Source organism: Paenibacillus sp. FSL R5-0490 (assembly GCF_001956215.1).
Classification (GTDB): Bacteria; Bacillota; Bacilli; order Bacillales; family Cytobacillaceae; genus Cytobacillus.
In genome coordinates this window covers 1-22,874 of record NZ_MRTQ01000011.1, presented here as the reverse complement: position 1 = coordinate 22,874, position 22,874 = coordinate 1, and the positions used below count along the sequence as shown (strand labels likewise).

Here is a 22,874-nt window from a genome sequence, read left to right as displayed (position 1 = left end):
TCCCCCATTTTTCACATGAATTTTTCTTTTTGAAACAGCGTTATTTCCTTATAAAATGGATATACTTTTTTTCTGAGTCTTGTATGATTAAAGGATTTTAGATTAAAGCTGCTTAATCCTGGAGAGTCAACTGAAATGATTTCCTTTGCAAGCGGTTCAAAACCTGCCCTGAAATGCTGGCTTGATTTTAAGGCCACGATTTTATAGGATTTTATATCAATCCCATGCAGCAAAAAGATTTGTTCATCCAGTGTCTGTGACCTTTTAGAACAAATTATAATATCGATCCCATCAACTATGACTCTCGCAGACTTGCCATAATTGATGCTTGCACCTCTTCCCATCGGCGAAGATTGGATAAACTGCCCATCAGTGAGAGTTTTTACGTATGCTTTAACATGTATAGGCTCCCCATGCATATCGTCCGTTTTTCCGCCGAGCAGTACTTCGATTACCGTCCCCACTCCACTTTCATGTGCAATATCCACTACTTCTGGATCATATATAAAGCCGAAACAAGCATTTTCAAGCTTTGCTTTTAACATAGCTGAGAGCAAGTGAGTTCCATCACCTGGTGTACCGCCCCCAGGATTATCGGAGGTTTCGTTAATTATGATTGGCTTGCCTTCCATCCTCAACGCTTTATTTATACCTTCCTCAGGAGTATCGATATCTGGAAAAAAGTCCTCTCTAGTATTCCAAATTTCTATTGCAATTTCTTCTGCTGTTTGATCTGCCAGCTCCTGGTCATTATTAGTAATAGCTACAACCGTTACACCGACTTCAGGAATATTGGTGTAAGGAAATCCATGAAAGAATGTACAATCAATAATTTTTTCGTTTTTTTCGCGTGTCCAGCATAATTCATTAATGTGCTTCGCAGGAGGTAAATTCGTGGTGGAAGTGGGAATCATAAGTGGCAGTTTTTTGAGGCTCATCTTTGGATGTATTTCTTCTAAAAGAATTTGCTTCGTAATATCAATGGCTTCTTTTCCTCTTTCATAACAATCGACATGAGGGTAGAAATTAACACCTAATAGGACATCAGCTTCTTTAACCATCTGGTCAGTTATATTGCCATGAAGATCCAGTGTGACAACAACAGGGATTTTATATCCGATAATTTCTCTAACAGCAGATAATATACCACCTTCAAGATCATCAGCATCCTCCGCAACTCCAGCACCATGAAGTGCCAGACAAACAGCCTCAAATTCACCCGCTGCTTTAATAGAATCCGTTAATTCATAAATCAGCCTCTCGTAGGTTTCCTTCGTTATTAACCCTGAGGGCATGGCAAAAGCTGAAAAACTCGGAATAATTTCCACCCCAATTTCTTCAGCCCGATCAATCATACCACCTAAGTAATTTCTTACTTTTCGATGTTTCTGTATGATTGTATCTCCGTGTATCCATTCCCATTGCTTAAACGATTCAACTGTTGTTTTCACATTGGAAAATGTGTTGGTCTCGTGTGCAATTCCACCTATCAAGATTCTCATTGTTATCCCGCCTTTTTTGAAGTAGATACTTTAATTTGTTTCAAAAATGAAGTAAACGTTTTATTGTTTGTAATTATATTACTAATTTGTTACCTTTTCAATACATAAATTTATATTTTTATAAATTTTCAGAATTAATTTTACAGCCCTAGGTTTTTCTAGCATTTCGGTTTAGCGATGAATAGAAAAAATTCGGCACTGAATCCAAGGGAAACAGTCCCGAATTTTATCTGGCACATATCAATCAAAACAAGGAGGGCGCACAAATAATCGAGTGGGTAGGAAAAAAAGCAGCATACGCATACTTATTGCATACTGCAGAAAGCTAAATTATATTTTATGAAGACTGTTTTCTGAGGGATTAGTGCTTTTGATTATTTGGCAAACAACATCTTAACAGGCCAGTTCTCAACAAAAAGAGGGTTAGTGGGTAACAGCTATCATAATGAATTGATGGATACATAGCAGATATTTTTTCCTCCTCGTGCATAAACATCAGTATCTTACAAAAGAAAAGCATTACCTCAAAGGAAGTAATGCTGGTAGGAATTCTTAATATTATTAGTCAGCTCATTTAAAATAATTTTTTTCTTTGCCTGAGGTAAATGGCAGCTTAAAATTAGCAAATCAACTAGGTCAGGTTGTTCCTCAGCAATTTCCTGCAAGTAATCCCTGCCAAACTCTTTCATAACAGGTAGCAAACTGTTCATTTTTAATGGAAATCCACATCAATTTTCTTTTTATTTGTTTGAGTTTGTTTAGGCATGATAACTTCTAGTACACCATTCTTATAAGAAGCCTTTATACCTTCCTCAGAAACAGGAGTTGGTAGTGTAATAGCTCTCTGAAAGCTACCTGTGTATCTTTCTCTCCTATGCAAATTCTCTTCTTTAATCTCATTAGTTCTGTTAATTGAGCCACTAATTCTCAATACATTATTTTCAATATCAATGTTTACATCTTCTTTATTCTGTAAGCCTGGAATGTCACAAGTTGCTACTACCTCTTTATCTGTTTCATGAACATCCACTCTTATATTCCCCAATTGATTCATTTCATTGTCTAAATGAAAAGGGAAATCATTGAATAATCTGTCAAAATCTCTCCTAATGTTAGTTAATTGTCTAAATGGATCATAAGGTATCAATGCCATTTGTATCATCTCCTTAGTTATTTATTTTTAACAAATATATTTTTTACATTTACGATGTAATTATTCATTTAAGGGATAAGGTTTGATTGAGTCGGAATCATAGAAAAACATTTTTACTCCTTCCATGATCTCAAAATAGTCTTTGCCCAATTGTTTACCCTTTCCATACATGGGGGCTTCTTTTGAAACCGCAGTAAAAATCATATATCCGTTTGGCTTTAACTGATTATAGCTAGCTTCATGGTTAAACCTATTTTTAATGTTTTTTAACGGATTGGTGCTTTTGATTAGTTGGCAACTCTTAACAGGCCAGTTCTCAACAAAAAGAGGGTTCGTGAGTAACAGCTATCATAATGAATTGATGGATACATAGCAGATATTTTTTCTTCCTCGAGCATAAACATCAGTATCGAGCAGCAGGAAAGAGGGATAGCCATGTCCTTTATCGGATTTGAACTGATAGCCAAGAGAGCATGGACGATTTTGCCTGGCAACACTTTTTCGATGTCCATTTTATGGAACAAAAAAAAGATCCCTTCCTCCATCGGAAGAGATATCTATCATGAATCTGGACTGATCCTCCCTGATAAAAGAATTGCAGCTACCGGGAGGATCCACTATCTGTCTGATCATACAATAAATCACTATGAACCCTTACAAACAACACCTTGTAAGCTTATTTGCCGGCCTGACTTTCCCCTGGATGATCTTAAAATTGAACTTCTTGCGCCGATGAAAGGGATTATGGAACCCATTCATCAAACGGCCGTACTTTTCTTATGGAACGAGGAAAACAATCTTATAAGAAAAACAGAGCTTCACCTGGATCCCCAATCATTTGAAAGGATCCCACCAAATCAATATTTGATCAATCTTTCTTTTTTACTGGGAAAAATTTAGATCTTATACCAAGCAAAAATTGTTTCTTTACCTTAGCTCTGAGCATTAAACTAATATCGGCGTTAAGAAATAAACAATCAAAAAGGCTGTCAAAATACGCATGATGATACCTAATACAGCAGCTCCCATTGCTTCCTTTTCACTTAGATCAGAATTAGCTGCCCATATAACCGGAATTTGACCAAAGACAGTAGACAAAGGCAAGCCGGATGAAGCTAATACGAATGATCCGATGACCAAACGCGGATCCAAAGAACCCGCTACTTCCGATAACTGGGCCATCGCCAGCGCCGGGCTAGCCAATATGGAGAGAATTCCGGTCTCCGGATGAATATTTAGAGCTAACAAAACGGCTGATAAGCCGGATTCAAATTTTGACCATATGCCGATATAATCGAGAACGCCAATAGCAGCAAACACGACGGCGGCAGCCGGTATAATGAGAAGGAATAAAAGCTCTGCTCCCTCCCTGGCTCCATTAAACAAAGTGGGCAAAAAGCCAGTCTTCGGCGTAAATTGAGGCAGCTTTGCAATTTGGACAGCTTTCGTATCCCGGTAAATGGTTTTAGAAAGCAGGAACGGGACAACAATGACAGGCATGAAAACAGCCAGCACGACCACGACAAAGGCATTGGCGCCTACAGCCGTTAATGCAACCATGCCTAACATAAAGGTAGCAAAAGACTGCTGGGATTGTACCATGGTGGCTACCGCTATTTTCTGCTCTGCTTTTGTTGCTCCTGAACGGATTAAGATTGGTCCGGCAATTTTTCCGGCAGCATTAATGTCACCAAGAATATTATATATACTTGGAATGATAACAGCTGAATTCACTTTCATCAGCTTTGTAACAGGAATGAATATCCGGATTAACGCATCCGTAAACCCCAGCCGTTCCAGTACCCGGCCTATAATGACACTAACAATTATGGATACCCCTACCGTGCCGGTTAAGAATATCTCTACGATAACCGGGAAAACCTGATCGACAATGGAAGTAAATAACCCGGCTAATGTACCTGGCGTGATTAACAATACCAGCAGTGAGAGGATGACTAAACCGAGACCGACTGCTTCAATTCGTGTCCATTTTCTCGTTAAAGGAATCGGGACACTATTCTCTTCTATTTCTATATTTTCTTGTACTAAAGATTTAACCTCGCTCATCTACCTGCACTCCTTTTTTTATACTGTTTGGACAACCTTTTTTTTCAATAGATAACCCTCAGCCATTTCTTCTGCATATTTCTTTAACTGAGTAGATCCCATTTCATTTAGGGATATGCTTGTCACGCGTTCCCGAAAAACAACAACTTCAACATCAGGCAGCAGTCTGTCCAAGGCGTAAGCTAAAGGTAAACCATTTTCAAGTATTTCTAACACATGGCAGTTTCCAATAATAAAATTAAGGCCTAACTCCTTAGCTGTTTCAATAAGCGGATGTCCATCATAAACCCGGCTAATGCTAGCGAGAACTGTGTCAGCTTCCGGGTGTTCCTGGATGGCTTGACGCAAATGTTCAGGAGAAAATCCCGTATGCGGGAAAATGTGCACAATATTGTTCACGGGGCTTGTCTCTTCTCCATGAACAATTCTCCCGCGTGTCACTATACTTGTTTCTGACAGAGATGAACTATTGCGTATTTCCTTTTCAGTATGTAACAATTCCTCTTCATCTCTCAGACCCATGAAATTGTCCAGCCGTGTTAAAATATCCCCCAGCGTTTTCACCTCAGGGAGTACCTTCCCTGCATATAAAATATTTCCGTGTACTCCTCCATAAGAAACCTCTGTACGGTATACCTGATGGCCGTGCAAAAAAGGAATGCCAGGATGTAATCCATGGAAGGCTTCATGCAATTCAAATGCAGCTACATTATACAAATCCAGATAATTTTTCAAGATAACTCCGCCCGAATTTGCCGCTTCGGCTATCGGATGATGAGCAACAATGGCATCGACACCAGTAGCGCCGGCAAGTTCGATACTTCCTTCTGTCATTGTCATGGCAACTGCTACTTTTTTTACTTCTTTATTCATATCGCCATAAACAAGACCAGGCGTTTCAATGATCTCTTTCCCGGGAATGTTGGAAGACTTCATGATGACAAAGGGATGCTCACCTCTCGTAATGTCATTTAGAGATTTAATCACTCTTCCTCCTGTCAGTTCATCCAGCGCAATCAATACATCTTCTATTGTTTTCATAATGTTGCTGCCTCCTCTATTTTTTTATAAAAAAAACCGTCAGCACAAAACAAACAGACGCTAGTCTGAAAGCTTGTACTGACGGTTTTTATGCACTCTTAAGAGTTCATTGGACCAGTCACGATTATTTAGTTACCTGGAAATATAGGCACTTGTATCCTGATCCAGGGTAATGATCGTTCCTGAGAGTTCAGTTACGGGATCATAGTCCTTTAAAATAGAAAGTACCTTCATCCCATATTTTTCTTCCAGGACATTCCTTAAATGTTCCTTATAACTATCTATGATGGCAATGTCAGTCATTCGGGTTACAAAGCGATTAATCTCGTCCAAATGTTTAAGAGATGGAATTCTCTTATGATTGGCGAAAATTAATATCTTATCCCCCAAAAACTCGACTCTTTGACTTTTGACACCAATGTTAAACAAAAGAAGGTTGATATTGTTATAATCCTTGATCAGTTCCTGTTTAAATGGGCCAGCAGTCCAACTCATTCACTCACACCATCTTTTTGAAATTTCAGAATCCTTTGTTAAATAGAATTTAACATAGTTAATAGTATCTGTAAAGTGTTTATATTAAAAATATATTTTGCTAGATAAAATTAACCTTCAGACACTAGTCACCTGGACACTGCTTATTTCGCCTGCTTATCAAGGCTCTTATTGTTATGCTTCATAAGCAGCTTCTCCCCTGATTACAACCATCTTTATACTTTCTAAATTACTCAGGCACTCAAGCGGATTTCCCTTAATCAAAATCAGATTCGCCCTGTATCCTTCTTTTATTTGCCCAACGTCACGTCCTAAGATTTCCCCTGCATTAACTGTAGCTGTTTTTAGCACCTTTTTCGCATCAGAAACAATCTCATTCATGGTATACAATTCATCCAGCAGCGCCCGGTGAGGAGTGCATGGTGAACCCGCATCTGAACCTGCCCCAATTAAAATATTCCTGTTAAAATAGGTTTCAAATGCATTCCGGTGAATGCTGACTATTTCCTTTGCTTTATTTCTTGCATAAGAAGGAATTCCTTCCTGTGTTGCAATTTGCTTATAGACGAACAAGGTTGGAATCCAGGCGGTATTCCGTTCTTCCATTAAGGCAGCCAGTTCATCATCCAGAAACTGACCATGCTCAATTGTATCCACACCAGCAAGTATCGAATTAAGTATTCCATCACGTCCAATCGCATGGGACGCCACTTTGAGTCCAAAACGGTGTGCCTCTTTACAGATGACTTCCTGCTCTTCCAGACTTAGCTCCGCATTGCCGACCTGTTCCCCTTCTATTCTTCCATAGACCCCGCCAGTTGCACTTACTTTAATTACTTCAGCACCCTTAAAAATTTGTTCGCGTACTCCTTTTAATGCCTCATCCTTCCCATCGACAAATCTTGCCCAGAACGGATCATGCCCGCCTGTCATGGTTAAGGTTTTTCCGCTGGCAATGACATCAGGACCTGGAATAAGCCCCCTTTTAATCCCTTTTGCCACATGCAGCGCAATATCATCAATGGAGCCAATATCCCTCACAGTCGTTATTCCGTGCTGAAGATAGGTTTGACAATTGGCAACTGCTCGTATCAGCATCTGCTCATAGCCCTCTGCCTCGGAGGTGTGAACTGGATTTAATGAGCCGTCCCACATCATATGAATATGTAAATCTATTAAGCCTGGAGCGAGAAAGCCTCCATTTCCATCGATAACCTTTACGCCGGCTGGCAGTTTGGATTCAGGGATAATTCCCTTGATCAAACCATCTTTTATCCAAAGTGCTAACCCCTTTTTACAATCTAATTCTTCTCCATACAATAGCTGCACATTCGTTATCACAAACTCCATCACAAGTTCCTCCTATCAGTTTAAAAGGAAGAAGTGTGATACTTCTCCCTTTCCAGTTTGATATTTAAGTTAATAAAGCAGTGACTCCATATCACGTGGATATTCTGTAATTAATCGGCATCCATCAGATGTGATAAGAACAGTATCAGAGTGTCTGAAACCGCCAACCTCAGGTATATAAATGCCAGGTTCAATCGAGAATGCCATTCCTTCCTCTACCACATCATGATGGTCATAACGCAAAAATGGCTGCTCATGTGCTGATACACCTATTCCGTGTCCAGTACGGTGAATCGCATATTTTTCAAGTCCCGCCTTTTCAAACACTTCACGGGAAACTCCATCTACCTCTGAAAATTTCACACCAGGCTTAATTAAATCAATCGCACGCTGCTGTGCTTCTATAGCAGCTTGAAACGCCTTTTCCTGCTCAATTGTTGGTTTTCCGACAATTACGGTTCTCTCTAATTCAGCACGATACCCATTTAGCCCAACCTGCCTGCTGTGAATAATGACATCTCCCGCTTCGATTTTTCTAGTGTTGGAGAATACGTGCGGCATGATGCTTCTCTTTAACCCGGAAGGCGACATAACCACAATATCAATCACCGAATCCGGATATTGAGCGGCAGTTGCTTCAAACAGTGCTGCATTTCCCGCTGCATCTATTTCCATTTCTGTTATTCCCGCTTGAATTTGCGCTAATGACTTGCTTACTGCCAGGTTCACTAATTGTCCGGCCTGCTCGAGCATGTGGATTTCTTCTTCATCCTTGATAAATCGCATTTGATAAATGAACTGCCCGATGTCAACCACCTGATAGCCTGATTGCTGAAGATAGAGTAGAACCTCACCAGGAATGAAGGCTAAATCCACACCAATTTTTGATGAGTCAGGATTTTGTTTTACCAATGCACGTATATGCTCCATATGCGATGTCTCATCCCTGCCGGCCCCAGGATGTTCATAATAGACGAGTACATCATCTGCGTGTGAATGTTCCAGTGCATGGGTTTCTTCAAGACCAGGAACAATCATGGCTGTCTTTTCCTGTAAATGAAAGATGATGGGCCGTGAATAAATTAAAGCTTTAAAATTCGTTAAATAAAACTGATGGTCAGGATTAAAGACAAATACGGCAGATATTGCTTGTTCTTTCATATACTCTTTTAATCGATTGATTCGTTTCTTTGAATTCACGCTTTCCAACTCCTTATAAAGTCTTATTAGCTTGTATGATCAGTAGTGAGGTCTGTTGTAACGTTTTTATTTCTCGTTGCCAAACTGACAATGATGAGTGTTAAAACTGACAATGGAAGGGCAAACAGGACACTATTCCAATCTAAAGGCCGGTCAAGACCGATTTCCCAGATCATAGTTGCCGAACCACCCACAATCATGGCGCTGATCACGCCTGCTTTTGTCGCATTCTTCCATAATACGGTTGCAAGAATGGCAGGAGTTAAGGACGCTCCATACATCGTATAGGAGTACATTTGGATGGCCAGGACGCTTGGGAAGAATTGTCCTAACACATAAGCAAGGACTCCTAATACCACGACAATCATACGGTTGTACCATAGAAGTTTACTTTCTGACAGCTTGCTTTTACTTGAGCGCTGGATTAAGTCACTGACAATATTTCCTGATGCTGATAAAAGATAAGAGGTTGCTGTTGTGATTATAAAGGCAACGGCTGAACAGAGAATAAGCAATCCGACTACTAAAGGTACACCATCAATCGCGAGCGATAGTATAGCTGTATCAGGCTTGATTTCTGGAAAAAGCACAATGGAGGTAGTTGCTAAGATGATGGTTAAACTAATGACAAACACGCTGCCAACAAAAAAGCCGATAGTGGATTTCCGGGCTACGTCAGGATCTTTCGCAGCGGAAAATCGCTGATACATGTTCTGATCACCCAGCACAAGTAAAAACAATGGCAGGAAGAAGCCGAGAAGCTGAGGAAATGATAAGCCGCCATTCCAGGTCTTATTTATTTCAGGCAAAGATAGAGATAAACCTTCAAATCCCCCAACAGCATTCAATGCAAAGGGAACCCCGATTAGAAAGCCAATAATAATGAGAATGGCACTTAGTGCATCAGTATAAGCAACTGAAAATAGCCCGCCGCTTACCGTTAAGAAGATAACCAATGCACACATAATGATGGCTCCTATTTCCAGTGGAATGCCTGTGGTTAATTGCAGCACATAGGCTCCGCCTGTAAACTGGTAGGCTGTGATTCCGACAAAGGCAAAGATGATAATAACGGATGATATATAAAGAGCTGCTTTTCCAAAGCGCCGTTCCAAAAGATCTGGTACTGTATAGATTTCAATCTGGCGGATTTTAGAAGCGATAAAATACAAAATGATGGCTCCAACAATTCCGCCTGACAGATTGAAAATAGCGGCAAACGGTCCGTATTGGTAAATAAAGCTTGCTCCGCCGACTACAGTTCCAGAACCAACAAACGTTGCCAGGAGAGTTCCCATTACGACGAACAGCGGCAGGCTTCGTCCTGCAACCATAAAGTCGTCGCTATTTTTCACCGACTTCTTTGCAAAATAAACACCAATCAACGCCATGAAAACCAGATAAATAACAACTGCAACTAAATAAATGTTCAATAAGCTCACTCCCTTTTACTATTTTTATATAAGGCTGTGTGGAAGCTTAAGGCAGATTTAATCTTGGAACAGTGATTAATATTCTTTAGGAGGCATGTATACAAGGGAGACTCCATAATCGCAGAGCCCCGTTACAGCTAGTTTGAACAGTGCAGGTTAGCTGACCAAAACACCATTTTTCATCACAAGCTTGTCTCCCCGCAAACTATTTAAATCATTTAGTGGATTGCTGTCTGCAATCAGCAAATCTGCAAACTTTCCTGGAGAAATACTCCCGCGCTGATCTTCAATCCCGAGACATTCAGCTGCAACACTCGTTGATGCTTTAATGACTTCCATTTCCGACATTCCCGCTTCATGCATAATCGCTAATTCATCATAATAATAGCGGGGCGGGGTTAATGGAGAGCCACAATCAGTTCCTGTTGCAATCTTCACTCCGATTTGAACAGCCTCCTGCAGCATCGAGAAATGAGGGCCCACTACTTGCTTCGCTTTTTCAAGAGCATATGCTGGAATGTCCGGGCTGCTTATAAGCTGTCTCATGACGGCCATTGTCGGCACCAAAAAGGTTCCCTGATTTTTCATGATTTCAAGAGCCTGGCAATCTGCATATATTCCATGCTCGATTGTGTCAATCCCGACCTCTAAACAATTCATGATCCCTTCAATTCCATCTGCATGTGCAGATACCTTCTTATTTTTCTTTAGAGCCTCTTCTTTTGCAGCACTCAGTTCTTCTATTGTAAACTGAACGGAACCGGGCTCTTCCCCTTTGGTATAAATACCGCCCGTTGCCATCACCTTCACCAGGTCTGCCCCTTCCTTGAGCACCCTTCTAGTATTCTTGCGAACTTCATCCGGCCCATCCGATTCGTAGCCTAAATAATAGACATGTCCGCCTGTCATACAAATGGGCGCACCAGCAGCAATAATGGTAGGTCCTGAAAGCAAGCCGGAATCAATGACATTTCTTACATGTAATACGGTTCGATCCGGTGACCCCAAATCTCTGACTGTAGTGACGCCTAGTTTCAGTGTATCCAATGCATGCTTGTAGGCTTCCAAAGCGATTCTGTCATTCTCTTCATTTTTTATGAGGGATTGCGGGTCTGCACTGCCATTCCAAACGAGATGCACATGGCAGTCAATCAGTCCGGGAAGTATATATTTTCCTGTACAATTAATGACTTCAAATCCTTCTGTATCACCTGGCTCGCCTTCTTTGACCTCAGTTATTCTTCCGTTTTCAACCTTGATGTACGAATTCTCTACCACCTCATCATTAAGTCCGTCAATAATGCTGCCACCTTTTAAGATCCAATTCGTGTCTGTTGGCATGTTGAAGCCCTCCTATTGTGTGATTATTCAAAATCATAACAATAGAAAGATTATTTATCATTGTATACTACAAACAAAAAAGAGACAGTAATTTGTCCCTTTTAAACAATTCTATTGGAAGTGATCTGCTTTTTGTTTAGATCTGTATACGGAAAAGGCCATCATGAGCATCGAATAATGGGATGGATTTTGAATATCCACCTGCATTAATTCGGTTATTTTCTGCAATCGGTATTTTACCGTGTTAGGATGCACAAATAATTCACTGCTCGACTTTTGAAGATTAAAAAAGTGTTTCAAGTATGTATATAGCGTTTCGGTTAAGGAAGCATTCTTTTCCAGATCATAGGCTATCAATGGACCCAGCAATTCTTCATCGAAGTTTTGGAACAAATGATGGGATTGTAAATTGTAGGCGATTTTTTCAATCCCCATCTCATCCCAAAACACCAATTGTGCATCATGAATGTGACCATGCAGCAGGCCTATAGATGATTGGTCATACATAGCTTTAATTTTACTGCAATGGTTCACTTCCTCTATCGCACTAACGCCAATTCGGATTCCAGGGTAGTCTGACAGAATGGCCGCTACCCTCTCTCTGTCTAATATCGAATCGATCACCCCGACAATTTTTCTGTTAAAAATCCATAATCGCGAATTTGTTTCATTTTCTATTAAACTCTCTGAAAGCATTTGAAGCTTTGACTGAAGTGTTTCTGGAGAGGTGGACTGCACCTGGAAAATGCACCTTACTTTCTTAAGGTCCATATAAAAGTCAGATGGATTTTTATCATTGGCCTCACCTTGGAAAATACTTTCGAGCATTTCTATATCTTTGCTCTTTTGATAGTGAAGCAATGTATTTTTATTATAGGCAGCTAAGCTTAAGGCACGTATTCCATTTTTAATGACCTCGTCTGAAAACTTATCCGCTGTACCATTTTGACAAATGATCAGATAGCCAAGAAAGTTCATCTTTGAAAACAGCGGCGCTACCTTAAAATTCTGATCAGAAAGAGCATCCATTTTCACAGCTATATTCGTCTCACGATTGGTGAAGCGCACTTTTAACACGTTCTCTTTATGCTGGTTTATGATTAAATTAATCAGGTGCTTAATCTCATCTCTCGTTTGCTCTTTCGTTTTCCAATACGCAATCAAATCAAAATACGGATCTAACACGCACACAACATTATTTATATATTCTCCTATTACTTTTACAATTGAATTCAAATCCTTTTCCAGGAGAACAATTTCCATCAGTTTTTCATTTAATCTATGTATTTTCGAAGCCTGTTCATTTTCCTTCTTATTTACCAGCTGATTATATTTCTCGTGGATGATATAGTATGGAACCTCTTGGGGGATTTCAAAAAGCGGGAAAGAATGGGTGTTGGAGTAGTCAACAACTTCTCTCGGAATTGTTTTCAATGCTGCTGTATGAAAACCAATAGCACTTATTCCGATCTCCTGCATCCATTCTAAATGGCTAATGATTTGATTCACATCTTTAAATGCGTGAAATGTGGTCATAACAAAGCCTTTTTCTTTCATGCGGGATGTTTTCTCGGTAAGCTCCATGCTTGTTAGGTAGGTGATTTCTTTCTTTATATTTTGTTTGCCGCCTACCAAATAAATATTATCTAATTCTAATACATCTGCAAATTCTTTTAATGTAATCATAGTATCCCCCCTTTGGTTGTGCACAGCATTATTAAACAAAATCACTATTCATTTTTGTTTACCATCTTGGCAATTACTACCTCATAGCAAATTTTGAACTCGGTTATGAATATATGAATTTGTTTCTATTATAAAAGGAACTTCAATTAATTTAAAATCCCAAGAGTCTGATTATTAATATGATACTGTATTAATAGTGAACTGAGCATCCACAATAAGACATGAGTTAATGTGCAAAATAATAAAACGGTTCTCTTGCTTCAAACCGAAAGCAAAAGAACCGTACCTATTTCTCTATCATTTACAATAAATGGTTCTAAGTCTATATTTTCAAAGTGACTTCTTTGTCAAAAATTTAATAGCTGGAAAGCACTTAATCTTGGGTTGTTATGTTAGTTTTATCTGTGTCATTAATCCCTCTTTGTGAATACAATCTCAGATATTAAGATTTCCAACATTTTAACCCCGCCCACCTTATCAAGATTTTCATTATTTCGTTCACAAATAGATAAATGGGTACAGTTAGGACAGCCTTCTTTACATTCACATGCTTTTAGGATAGCTAATGCCTTATTTAATATATGAACTAACCTGGATTCTATAGCTTCCATAATTCCTGCACCTCCACCATCAGCTTCATAAAAAACAATGGTGGGCCGATAGTCAAATTCCTTTAAATTACTTGAAGAAATTAAAGAAAAATCACTATGCGAACACTTGACGATTGTAGGTATTGCTGAAGCAATAGCATGCTCCAATACATGCAATGCCGACTCATTTATTTTTTCAGATGTGAATTGAATCCACAACCCATCTGTTGTGTATTTTACAGGATACATATTAGTGTCTTCGATTAAATCTGATGTACCTCCACCAAATAGGTTTACTTTTTTGTAGCCCCATAATCTCCTTGTAATCACGAGTTTTCCTTTTCCTATTTCCATTAAATCATGAACAGGCTTAGTGGAGACTTCTCCTGAGACGTTTATCGAATCATTAACTTGCCCCCTTGTAGTATAATCAGCTTTAAAAGGCACAGCCCAAACTTCATTTTTATTGGATAAGATTCGCGTAACCCTATAGATTTTTTGGTTGTAAAGAAACACCGAACCGTAATGATAATCCCTTAGTAATGACCTATCATCCACTCCCTCAAACAGAGCTTCTTTTGTGGATTGATTTATGACGGTGTAGACTCTACCCCCTTTTAGTAGGTTATTATATATAACATTCTTATCTGTTAGCTCCCACATACCTCTATTTATTTCTTTCATCTTTTCAACAAAGCCATCAGCTTTCTTAGCAGCAGAAACTTTAAAGTAATTATGTGGGGAAGTCAATTTTCCATTAACTTCAAATGCAGCATATTGCATATGTTCAGAAACAATAAGAGGATTTGAAACATCAATCGTCACATGTTCAGATTCTCGTTCCATAAATTCCACAGGGTTGGCTGCATAATATTGCTCCAAAGGGTCCTCTTGAAAAATTTGTATTATTAATCCAGGACCTTTCCTTCCTACTCGACCAGCTTGCTGCAAAAAGCTAGCTTTGCTCCCGGCGTACCCGATCATTATACATAAACTTAAATCTCCAATATCTATGCCCATTTCTAAGGCTGAAGTTGACACCAGACCCACCAATTCTCCTTTCTTAAGTTTGTCCATAACTTCTTGCTTTTTGAAACCGTTTAATTGAGCATGGAATGGTGAAAAAAGTTCCAAAGGTATTTCTTTATTCTGCATTACCTCCGCAAGTCTAGATCTTACTGCACTATTTAATTCAAAGCTAGCATTCGTTGCCGCTTTTCTATTTCCATAAAAGAGAATAGACTTGGGAAGCATACGGTATGATGCTGCGATTGACTTTAAGATTTCTATAGCCTCTGAGATAGGCGCTCTTCTAGTCCTTTGCTCTGATTTTTGGCCAAGAAATCCCGGATTCCATAATAATATTTCCTTTTCATAAGCAGGGCTCCCATCATCGTCAATTAAGGAAAAGCCATTTCTACCCTTTAATCCTGTAATTTCCTCTGCATGCTCCTTGGGATTCCCTATAGAAGCAGAACATGCGATAAATTGAAGGTCAATATTTCCAAGAGCTTTGCATAAGTGCCTGAGGCGCCTCAAGAGCATTGCCACCTTTGAACCAAGAATGCCGTTATAAGCATGCAATTCATCTATTACAACATATTTAAGGTTTTTAAAAAAACGAATATACCTGCTTTTGTGTTTAAAATGTACTGCACCTTGAAGAATAAAGTGCAGGAAGTGTGCATTAGTCAACCAATATCTTGCATAATCATAAGTTAATTCCTTTACAGAATCAGACTTTCCTCCTTCGAGTACCCCAGCACTTACTTTTTTCCCTCCCAATGAAATAGTTCTGTATCCAAAAGAATCTTGACTTTCAGTTTCGTTATCATTAAATCTATCTAACGTCAGAAGCTGATCACGAGTAAGCGCTTTAAGCGGTGACAAATAAAGAACAGTTGCATTCTCATCATTTAGAAATGTTTCTAGTGCTGGTATTGTGTACACCATAGACTTTCCTGATGCAGTACCTGTTGTAATGACTACATTTTCACCATTTCGTATACGATTAATCGCTTCAGCCTGATGAGAGTATAGTTTTTCAATACCTATTTTTTTTAATTTGTTTGCTAAGGAAGAATGCAAGTCTTTCTCAAGTTCCCCATACCGAGCTGACTTCGAATTAATATGGTATCTCTCAACAGAAGAACCTATCTTATTGCTTAGGGAGGTTAGAGTTCCTACTACCTCGTCTAGTGATTGATCTTTAAATGACCAGGTCTCCATTCTGTTATCTGCGAGTAAAGCTAATTCATCAAATGTTAAAAATTCTTCATTTAAACTCTTATGGCAGTTGTCACAGTATACCCCGTCTGGAGTATTATCTATATTATCATTATCTTTAATCCACGATTCAACATGAAGACCATTAGAAGGCTGCTTAATCAGCCTTCTATAAGGGATACCTTTGAACTTTCTACTAATCTGATAAAAATATAACTGCTTTTGTTTTGCTGTATGGCAATTTATACATACTAAAGGCAATTAAGTTCAGCCCCCTTTATACTATTCTTGATAGAATGGCTAAGCAGCAGAAGGATAGCCTTTGCACCTATCTTTGAAAGATGGTCATTGTCCTTACCCGGGTATTGAATGCATGAAGGGCATCCGCCAGAGCATGGGCAATTGTTCAAGAGGTGAATTGCACTTTTCGAAATCCTTTCTATATGTTCACCTATCGCCTTGGTTGTACCCATTCCTCCTGATTGATTACCATAAAAACCAATAACAGGCTTATTAGCAAACCCAGAAACACATAGCCCTGAAAAACCGGAGATATCATTTGCATCACAAATGATGGTATCCGGTATAACTGACAGTAAAACATGCTCAGCAGCGCGTATAGACCCATCCAGTTTTTCCTCAGTGTAATCCAATCCTAAAGCGTCTTTTACTTCTTGTATTAACTCATCAGATAACACTACCCACATGCCTTCTGCATCAAAATCAGCTACCAATGGAGGATTGAGATTCTCGACATCAGGAACACGGGAACCAAAATATGATTTATTGAATCCAAATATTGACCTTTTTATATTTAAAATGCCAGTAGATTTTATAACCTTTTGGCTTTCCTGAACAGATATTTCCTCTGAAACATTTATAAAATCTTTAAAAATAGATTGAGTATAGTATTCTATCTCTCCCCGTATCGGTGTCACAAGAATTTCTAATTTCTTGCGATTAATACTATCAACCCGATAGCCCTTTTCATTAGCATTCCAGTAGATGGCACCCTCATGAAAATCTCTGAATGCAGTCCACTCATCAATACTTTCTAGTAATACATCCCGCGATTTTGTGACCACGACCTTGTAGCTTTGCAAAGATCCTGACCTTAAACTACACCTTGGCAATTCTTCCTCATTAGGTGGTTCTATATTTTCAAGTAATTGTTTAGAAACTTCATCATTTACCAAGAAAATTCTCAAATCCTCTATTGACAGTGGTCTACCAAGTTCTTCCTGCAGATAAGCAAGATGCAGTTTTAATAGTTCTGCGTTTTTTGGATCAATTCTTACCACTTCTGGCGGCTTTTCCAAGAAGGTATTTGGATTTTGCATATAATACTGCTGAAGCGGCTCATCTTCAAAAATCATGACTGCCACCCCTTCACCTTTTCTCCCGACTCGGCCTATTTGTTGCGAAAACGCAGCCTTACTCCCAGGATAACCGCTTAAAATCGCAAAACTTAAGTCTCCGATATCAATTCCAACTTCTAGAGCATTAGTGGCTATTACTAAATGGACATCACTTTTCTTAATTGCATTAATTACCTGCTTTCTCTCATCAACACCTAGCATGCCATTATAAAAAGCAGACAACTGGACCCCTGCTACATTTTCCTTTTTTAGTTTTAGCTTTTTTCTTAATACATCTTTCATGGATCGCGCTGTAACTTTCCCTTGCAATCTGGACCCCTGGAACATAATTGTCCGAATGATTTTTTCTTCATGCACAAGAACATTTTCAGCAATGGAAATAGCATCCGATACAGGTGCTTTACGCACTCCTGTATCCAGTGTGACTCCTGGATTCCAAAATACGACATGACGTTTCCTCTTTGATGATCCATCGTTGTCCACTAAGGTAAATTCACTTTTTCCAGTCAATTCCTCAGCTAATAATTTCGGATTCTCAATCGTGGCTGAACATAAGATAAATTGGATATCGTGATTACCCAGTTCCTCACAAACCTTCCTTAACCTGCGGATGACCAATGAAACATGACTACCAAAAGCCCCTCTGTATAGATGCATTTCATCTATGACAATATACTTCAAATTTTTTAGAAGGTTACAGACGTGTTTGGAAGTTTGATGGTTTCCTTGAACCTGTCTCAAAATAGAATGATGAATCATATCTGGGTTTGTAAACAGAATTCTGCCATCCTTCAACAACCTTTTTCTTGAACCTGGCTGTGTATCTCCATCAAGACGCCCATAAGGAAGGTTTGTAGAACCTAATCGGATAGTTCTTTCGAACCACTCATCCTGCTCGTAAGAATCTTCTTCAACCTTTTCCCCTGTCCAACGATATAGCTGTTCAACCTGATCATCAGCTAAAGCTTTTGTTGGGAAAATATATAATGCTCTTGCATTTTCATTCTTTAAAAGCCCATGTAAAATAGGTAAATTAAATGACAGTGTTTTTCCTGAAGCAGTCTGTGTAACAAGCACAACATCCTTGTTTTTTCTAGCTGCATTATATGTATCAGCCTGATGGGTAAAAAGGGATTCTATATTCATCTGTTTGAGGGCATGGCTTAAACTTTCTGGCAATTCATCGTAAATCTCCCCAAAAACAGGATCACTCTCTGGAATGCTATGGACGAATATTTCAGCACGCTCCTTTTGGCTCACCTGCTTCAATTTTTCAATAACTTCAATGGAATCAAACTCACTTGAGTTTAGCCCTGGAATTCTTTTATCCAATAAAACTTCAACTTCTGCAGGATCGATTGGTATCTCATTATGACATTTAGGACAATAGACGGCATCGTCTTTATTCTTCATCCATTCGTTTGCTTCATCAATACCCCTCCATGAACCCGCTTCCAAAGCAGCTCCCACTTTATACTCACAAAGCCTATATTCACCTGCAGATAATACCTTTCGACTCAACTGATAACCTTTTAGCAATGAACCGCAAGAACATTGTAAAAATGGCATAAATATCTTCCTCCGTAATTAAATATTGACTTTTCAAATAAAATTAAAATTTTCTATTTATAGTATACCAGAAATAGGCAATCGAAAATTTGATTAGGTTATTAAAAAAATTAATGTCAATATACTTGAAATGTTAATGCCAAAGGGAGGCTTTTAAGAAACAGTCAAAATTAACTCAATTCATAGAAAATGTAATATTAACTATAAAAAGAAAAATCCTTGATGATACCATCAAGGATTTTCCACGACTTCCCGATTATATTAATGATTAAAAAAGCTTAATTGAAGTGGTGTTTCTTTCAAAGACTCTAATTCATTCTGCTCAATTTGCAAAATTCTATTGCCCATTCGTTCTATCAAACCAACAACAAGAGCATTTCCCATACAAAAATATCTCATTCTTTCTGTCATACCTTCTGTCCAATTGTCAGGAAAGCCATTAAGTCGTTCACATTCCAAAGGTGTCAATATGCGAAGTCGTCTTGTCTCAGGATCTTCAATAACATGACTGCTTCTATTAACAGTACCTTCACTTGTCAGCATTGTCCGACCCGGTTTATCAAGTGGTTCTGGAAATGACATGCCACCTTCAGAAAATATATATTTATGACCAGATGCAGCGGTCCGTTCTATTTTCTTGGCACCTTTTAAATATTTAAACTTTTCGATTGCATTTTCATTAAGATAGTATTTTTCATCAACATTGCATTGAAGAATTTCCCCTAAGGTTTTTGCTTCCTCTACCTTCGGAATAACTTCCTCAGTATATACTACTCCATCCCTCATTATTCCTGAATTATGATATTTCTTTGAGAAACTATCAGATATCTCTAATATATCTTGAGGTAATAAAAATGAATGAGGTTTATGCTTATCAGAAGATTGGTCAAGTACCGGAAATGGTTTGGCAAAAAAACCATCCTCATGTAGTATCCGTGAATCATCGACATTGCTTATCTGTTTCATATAATTCGTATCATTACTTACTGCAAAAATAAATATTCTACGTCGTCTTTGAGCTTGTCCATACTCAGCAGCATTTATTACACGCCATTCCACCGAATAATTCAAATCACGTAAACTTGCCAACATAATTGAAAAATCTCGGCCTCTTTGTTTAGATGGTGATTTTAATAATCTATCAACATTTTCAAGGAGAATATATTTAGGTCTAATTTCAGTTACTAAACGCGCAATTTCCCAAAAAAGCACTCCCTTTTTACCTTGTAACCCTTTCTCTCCGGATAGGCTTCGAGCAACAGAATAATCCTGGCAAGGAAATCCCCCTACTATTAGCTCAATACCCATGCCATTGAATGATTTTTCATCTACTTTCGCTATATCTTCATTTGAATGAACACCTTTATCTTTAAATTGTCTCGAATAACAATTAAAAGCATCTTGAGCTTTTTTGGATGGTTCCCATTGATTACCCCATACTACTTCAAATCCGTTTGTTGCCTGGAGACCTAATCGAAACCCGCCTACACCAGCAAATAATTCCATTACCTTTAACATTCTCGAACACCCTTTCGGTACTAAATATACCTTTAACACATTATAATAAAAACTGAGTAAAAGATCAACCATTTGAACTATAAATTAAATTGTTTTTATATTATAAATATATATTAGATTTCACTTCTATATTATAACACCAAACGAAACATTTGTTCTATTTTTACCTGTTATTCTATTAAAAAATGGTTGTCACTAGCTATGAATTAACGGAGAAAGTTCTGGAAAATACTAGGGTGCTAATCAATCATTTAAATTAAAGGAGTGGAATAACAAAACTGTTTAATTATAAAGAGAATTAATACAATCGTTACTCTTCACAATTGTTTAATGTTTAATGTCTAATGAAACACCATATAAAAGTTGCCTAGTTGTTTGAAGAACTATTTGTAAATACTAGGCTGCCAAAACAACCAAATATTGGTATAATATATATTCAACATGTGTTTGCCGTTGGAGGAGTGAATTATTTTGAGTAGTATTTATAATACGATGGAGAAAGTACATAAAAGAGCATTAGAAGCTGTAGGAAAAACACTTGGTGAAATCGATGTGAATGGCACTATAAATGTGAATAACAAATCATATCCAGGTAATGTAATAGAGCAAGTCTGGTTTGACCATCCTGCAGATAATAATACAGAACCAGATTTTCCAGAAGCAGGTGTAGAATTAAAAGTTACCCCTATCGATCAACAAACAAAAAATATCAATAAGCTAAAAGTAACTAAAGTCATTGCTGGGGAAAGGCTCGTTTTAAATAAGATTAATTACCAAAATGAATATGGTAAATCATTTGAACAAAGTTCATTTTGGAAGAAGAATAAGTTGATTGAATTGATTCAATATTATAGGCGTGATGTATCTCATAAGAAAAAAATTTCTAGTGGAGAAAAGATTGAAGATAAGACAAAATACCGAGTATCATATGCTAATCTACTTTCAATGACAGAGTTAAAAAATTTTGAGTTGCCTAAAGATACTGTAATCGAGATACCCCAGAAAGATTTAGAAATAATCAAGCAGGATTGGAAAAAAATTTCTGAATATATAAACTCCGGTAAAGCTGATCAATTATCCGAAGGGCTTACAAATTATTTAGGGGCATGTACGAAGTCCACAACTGGTGCTGATTATACAAAGCAGAAGTATTCAGATGTCCCGGCAAAGCCTAGAGCCTATTCATTTAAAGCAAAATTCGTTAATGAACTAATAAATAATCATATCATTGGACAAGATCATACTGAAGCGGTTAGTAGTATTGTGAAGGACATTAGTGAGCTAAAAAAGAAAACCCTAGAGGAAATTATTGTCTCCCGTTTTACTCCCTATTACGGAATGAAACAAAGTGAATTGATTAAAAAACTCGGTATCGAAGTCCGTAAGAGTCAGTCACAAAAAAATATTAATAATATGATAATCCGTGGAATTCTTAATTTGCCGACCACAACAGATGATGTCACATCAGAAGAAATCGAAAAAGCTGAAATTAGTTTAAAAACTGTTCCTTTAAGAATGTCGCAACCAAAAGAACATTTTAAATTCATGGGTATTCCTTCATTTTTAGAACTAGTTAATGAATCTTGGGAGGAATCTATGGTTTATGATTTCTTAGAAAGAAAAAAATTTCTACTTTTAGTCTTTAATGATTTTAATAAGAAAAAAAATAGTGATTCCTACGAAACAAACCCCGAGAAAATTATTTTTATTGGAGCTAAATTTTGGAATATGCCTATTAATGATATAGAGGGTCCAGTTAAAAGAGTTTGGAAGACTGAGGTAGAGAAATTAAAAAACGGTGTAGAACTAACTTTTACTAAAAATGGGAATAATGAAATCAGAATAAAGAATAATTTCATAAAACCATCTATTGAGGATATTTTACATCTTCGCCCCGATGCTCAAGTTGCTCAATATAAATCACAATACTATAAAGACGTTTTAGTAAAAGGGGTTCCAAAAAAGAAATTAATGAATAATTCCAGGAAATTACCTCGTCCAGCAAAATGGAAAGATCGACCAGATAGTGAAAAAGAAAATTTTACAGACGATTATATGACAAAACAGGCTTGGTGGTTAAGCAAAGAATATATTTATCAACAGATTAAAGATTTGTTGTAGAATAAAACTCACTTCTTAAAAAACTTACAGTAATGGTTAATACCACTCTAAGTATAGCTTTTAATAAATATTTCTCAATACTTGAAAGGTATCTTTGTATAGAAATAAGTAAAATATGATAGAGCAATTGTAAACGCTAGAATAAAGTTGACAGTTTTCGCTTGATTAGATTTTACACTTTTGCTCTATCAGCCTAAAACTTT

The 22,874-nt window shown here is 37.9% G+C and carries 15 protein-coding genes and 1 pseudogene; 2 read left to right on the top strand and 14 right to left on the bottom strand.

The window, feature by feature from the left end; all coding sequences use genetic code 11:
- Positions 1-11: 11 nt before the first annotated feature.
- From BK139_RS10775 to BK139_RS23705, 3 genes and pseudogenes are all read right to left on the bottom strand, one after another.
- Positions 12-1,502 (bottom strand): M81 family metallopeptidase, encoded by a 1,491-nt coding sequence (locus BK139_RS10775; protein ID WP_076258479.1) that lies wholly within the window; start codon positions 1,500-1,502, stop codon positions 12-14.
- A gap of 712 nt (positions 1,503-2,214) precedes the next feature.
- Positions 2,215-2,655: an Hsp20/alpha crystallin family protein gene (locus BK139_RS10765; RefSeq protein ID WP_076258476.1), complete on the bottom strand. Its 441-nt coding sequence runs from the start codon at positions 2,653-2,655 to the stop codon at positions 2,215-2,217.
- Positions 2,656-2,736: 81 nt separating this feature from the next.
- Positions 2,737-2,886, bottom strand: a pseudogene (locus BK139_RS23705) (SAM-dependent methyltransferase); the annotation flags it as partial.
- A gap of 204 nt (positions 2,887-3,090) precedes the next feature.
- On the opposite strand from BK139_RS23705, the gene BK139_RS10760 reads away from it, so the two are divergent.
- A complete protein-coding gene (locus tag BK139_RS10760; protein WP_019382232.1) occupies positions 3,091-3,555 on the top strand; it encodes a hypothetical protein in 465 nt (154 codons plus the stop codon).
- Positions 3,556-3,600: 45 nt separating this feature from the next.
- Here BK139_RS10760 and BK139_RS10755 read toward each other — a convergent pair whose 3' ends face one another.
- The 11 genes from BK139_RS10755 to dcm all read right to left on the bottom strand — a co-directional run bounded on the left by BK139_RS10755 (position 3,601) and on the right by dcm (position 20,550).
- Positions 3,601-4,722, bottom strand: coding sequence for a hypothetical protein (locus BK139_RS10755; RefSeq protein WP_019382233.1), 1,122 nt, complete (start codon positions 4,720-4,722; stop codon positions 3,601-3,603).
- An 18-nt stretch (positions 4,723-4,740) separates the two neighbouring features.
- Complete coding sequence (locus BK139_RS10750) at positions 4,741-5,763, bottom strand: Nif3-like dinuclear metal center hexameric protein (RefSeq protein ID WP_019382234.1); 1,023 nt, start codon at positions 5,761-5,763, stop codon at positions 4,741-4,743.
- Between the two features lie 132 nt (positions 5,764-5,895).
- On the bottom strand, positions 5,896-6,258 hold the full coding sequence (locus BK139_RS10745; protein WP_019382235.1) for a Na-translocating system protein MpsC family protein: 363 nt from the start codon (positions 6,256-6,258) through the stop codon (positions 5,896-5,898).
- A 174-nt stretch (positions 6,259-6,432) separates the two neighbouring features.
- On the bottom strand, positions 6,433-7,608 hold the full coding sequence (locus BK139_RS10740) for a metal-dependent hydrolase family protein (protein WP_076258474.1): 1,176 nt from the start codon (positions 7,606-7,608) through the stop codon (positions 6,433-6,435).
- Between the two features lie 69 nt (positions 7,609-7,677).
- Positions 7,678-8,808 carry a M24 family metallopeptidase gene (locus tag BK139_RS10735; RefSeq protein ID WP_076258472.1) on the bottom strand — a complete coding sequence of 377 codons (1,131 nt, stop codon included), beginning with the start codon at positions 8,806-8,808 and terminating at the stop codon, positions 7,678-7,680.
- 26 nt (positions 8,809-8,834) lie between these two features.
- Positions 8,835-10,250 (bottom strand): sodium:solute symporter family protein, encoded by a 1,416-nt coding sequence (locus tag BK139_RS10730; RefSeq protein WP_286148514.1) that lies wholly within the window; start codon positions 10,248-10,250, stop codon positions 8,835-8,837.
- A 147-nt stretch (positions 10,251-10,397) separates the two neighbouring features.
- Positions 10,398-11,582 (bottom strand): metal-dependent hydrolase family protein, encoded by a 1,185-nt coding sequence (locus BK139_RS10725; protein WP_076258470.1) that lies wholly within the window; start codon positions 11,580-11,582, stop codon positions 10,398-10,400.
- Positions 11,583-11,693: 111 nt separating this feature from the next.
- Positions 11,694-13,268 carry a PucR family transcriptional regulator gene (locus BK139_RS10720; protein ID WP_076258467.1) on the bottom strand — a complete coding sequence of 525 codons (1,575 nt, stop codon included), beginning with the start codon at positions 13,266-13,268 and terminating at the stop codon, positions 11,694-11,696.
- Positions 13,269-13,678: 410 nt separating this feature from the next.
- Complete coding sequence (locus BK139_RS10715) at positions 13,679-16,345, bottom strand: DEAD/DEAH box helicase (protein ID WP_076258465.1); 2,667 nt, start codon at positions 16,343-16,345, stop codon at positions 13,679-13,681.
- The gene (locus BK139_RS10710) at positions 16,336-19,032 is read right to left on the bottom strand and encodes a DEAD/DEAH box helicase (protein WP_076258462.1); all 2,697 of its coding nucleotides are present in this window, start codon (positions 19,030-19,032) and stop codon (positions 16,336-16,338) included. The genes BK139_RS10715 and BK139_RS10710 overlap by 10 nt, the downstream gene beginning before the upstream one ends.
- A gap of 261 nt (positions 19,033-19,293) precedes the next feature.
- Positions 19,294-20,550: a DNA (cytosine-5-)-methyltransferase gene (gene dcm, locus BK139_RS10705; RefSeq protein ID WP_076258459.1), complete on the bottom strand. Its 1,257-nt coding sequence runs from the start codon at positions 20,548-20,550 to the stop codon at positions 19,294-19,296.
- 471 nt (positions 20,551-21,021) lie between these two features.
- Here dcm and BK139_RS10700 point away from each other — a divergent pair, with 471 nt between their 5' ends.
- Complete coding sequence (locus tag BK139_RS10700) at positions 21,022-22,671, top strand: Sau3AI family type II restriction endonuclease (RefSeq protein ID WP_139325617.1); 1,650 nt, start codon at positions 21,022-21,024, stop codon at positions 22,669-22,671.
- Positions 22,672-22,874: the final 203 nt, after the last annotated feature.

Bases quoted from the DNA above. Each gene is read 5' to 3' on its own strand.
- BK139_RS10775 (WP_076258479.1), bottom strand. From the start codon at position 1,502: ATGAGAATCTTGATAGGTGGAATTGCACACGAGACCAACACATTTTCC.
- BK139_RS10765 (WP_076258476.1), bottom strand. From the start codon at position 2,655: ATGGCATTGATACCTTATGATCCATTTAGACAATTAACTAACATTAGG.
- BK139_RS10760 (WP_019382232.1), top strand. From the start codon at position 3,091: ATGTCCTTTATCGGATTTGAACTGATAGCCAAGAGAGCATGGACGATT.
- BK139_RS10755 (WP_019382233.1), bottom strand. From the start codon at position 4,722: ATGAGCGAGGTTAAATCTTTAGTACAAGAAAATATAGAAATAGAAGAG.
- BK139_RS10750 (WP_019382234.1), bottom strand. From the start codon at position 5,763: ATGAAAACAATAGAAGATGTATTGATTGCGCTGGATGAACTGACAGGA.
- BK139_RS10745 (WP_019382235.1), bottom strand. From the start codon at position 6,258: ATGAGTTGGACTGCTGGCCCATTTAAACAGGAACTGATCAAGGATTAT.
- BK139_RS10740 (WP_076258474.1), bottom strand. From the start codon at position 7,608: ATGGAGTTTGTGATAACGAATGTGCAGCTATTGTATGGAGAAGAATTA.
- BK139_RS10725 (WP_076258470.1), bottom strand. From the start codon at position 11,582: ATGCCAACAGACACGAATTGGATCTTAAAAGGTGGCAGCATTATTGAC.
- BK139_RS10720 (WP_076258467.1), bottom strand. From the start codon at position 13,268: ATGATTACATTAAAAGAATTTGCAGATGTATTAGAATTAGATAATATT.
- BK139_RS10710 (WP_076258462.1), bottom strand. From the start codon at position 19,032: ATGCCATTTTTACAATGTTCTTGCGGTTCATTGCTAAAAGGTTATCAG.
- dcm (WP_076258459.1), bottom strand. From the start codon at position 20,550: ATGTTAAAGGTAATGGAATTATTTGCTGGTGTAGGCGGGTTTCGATTA.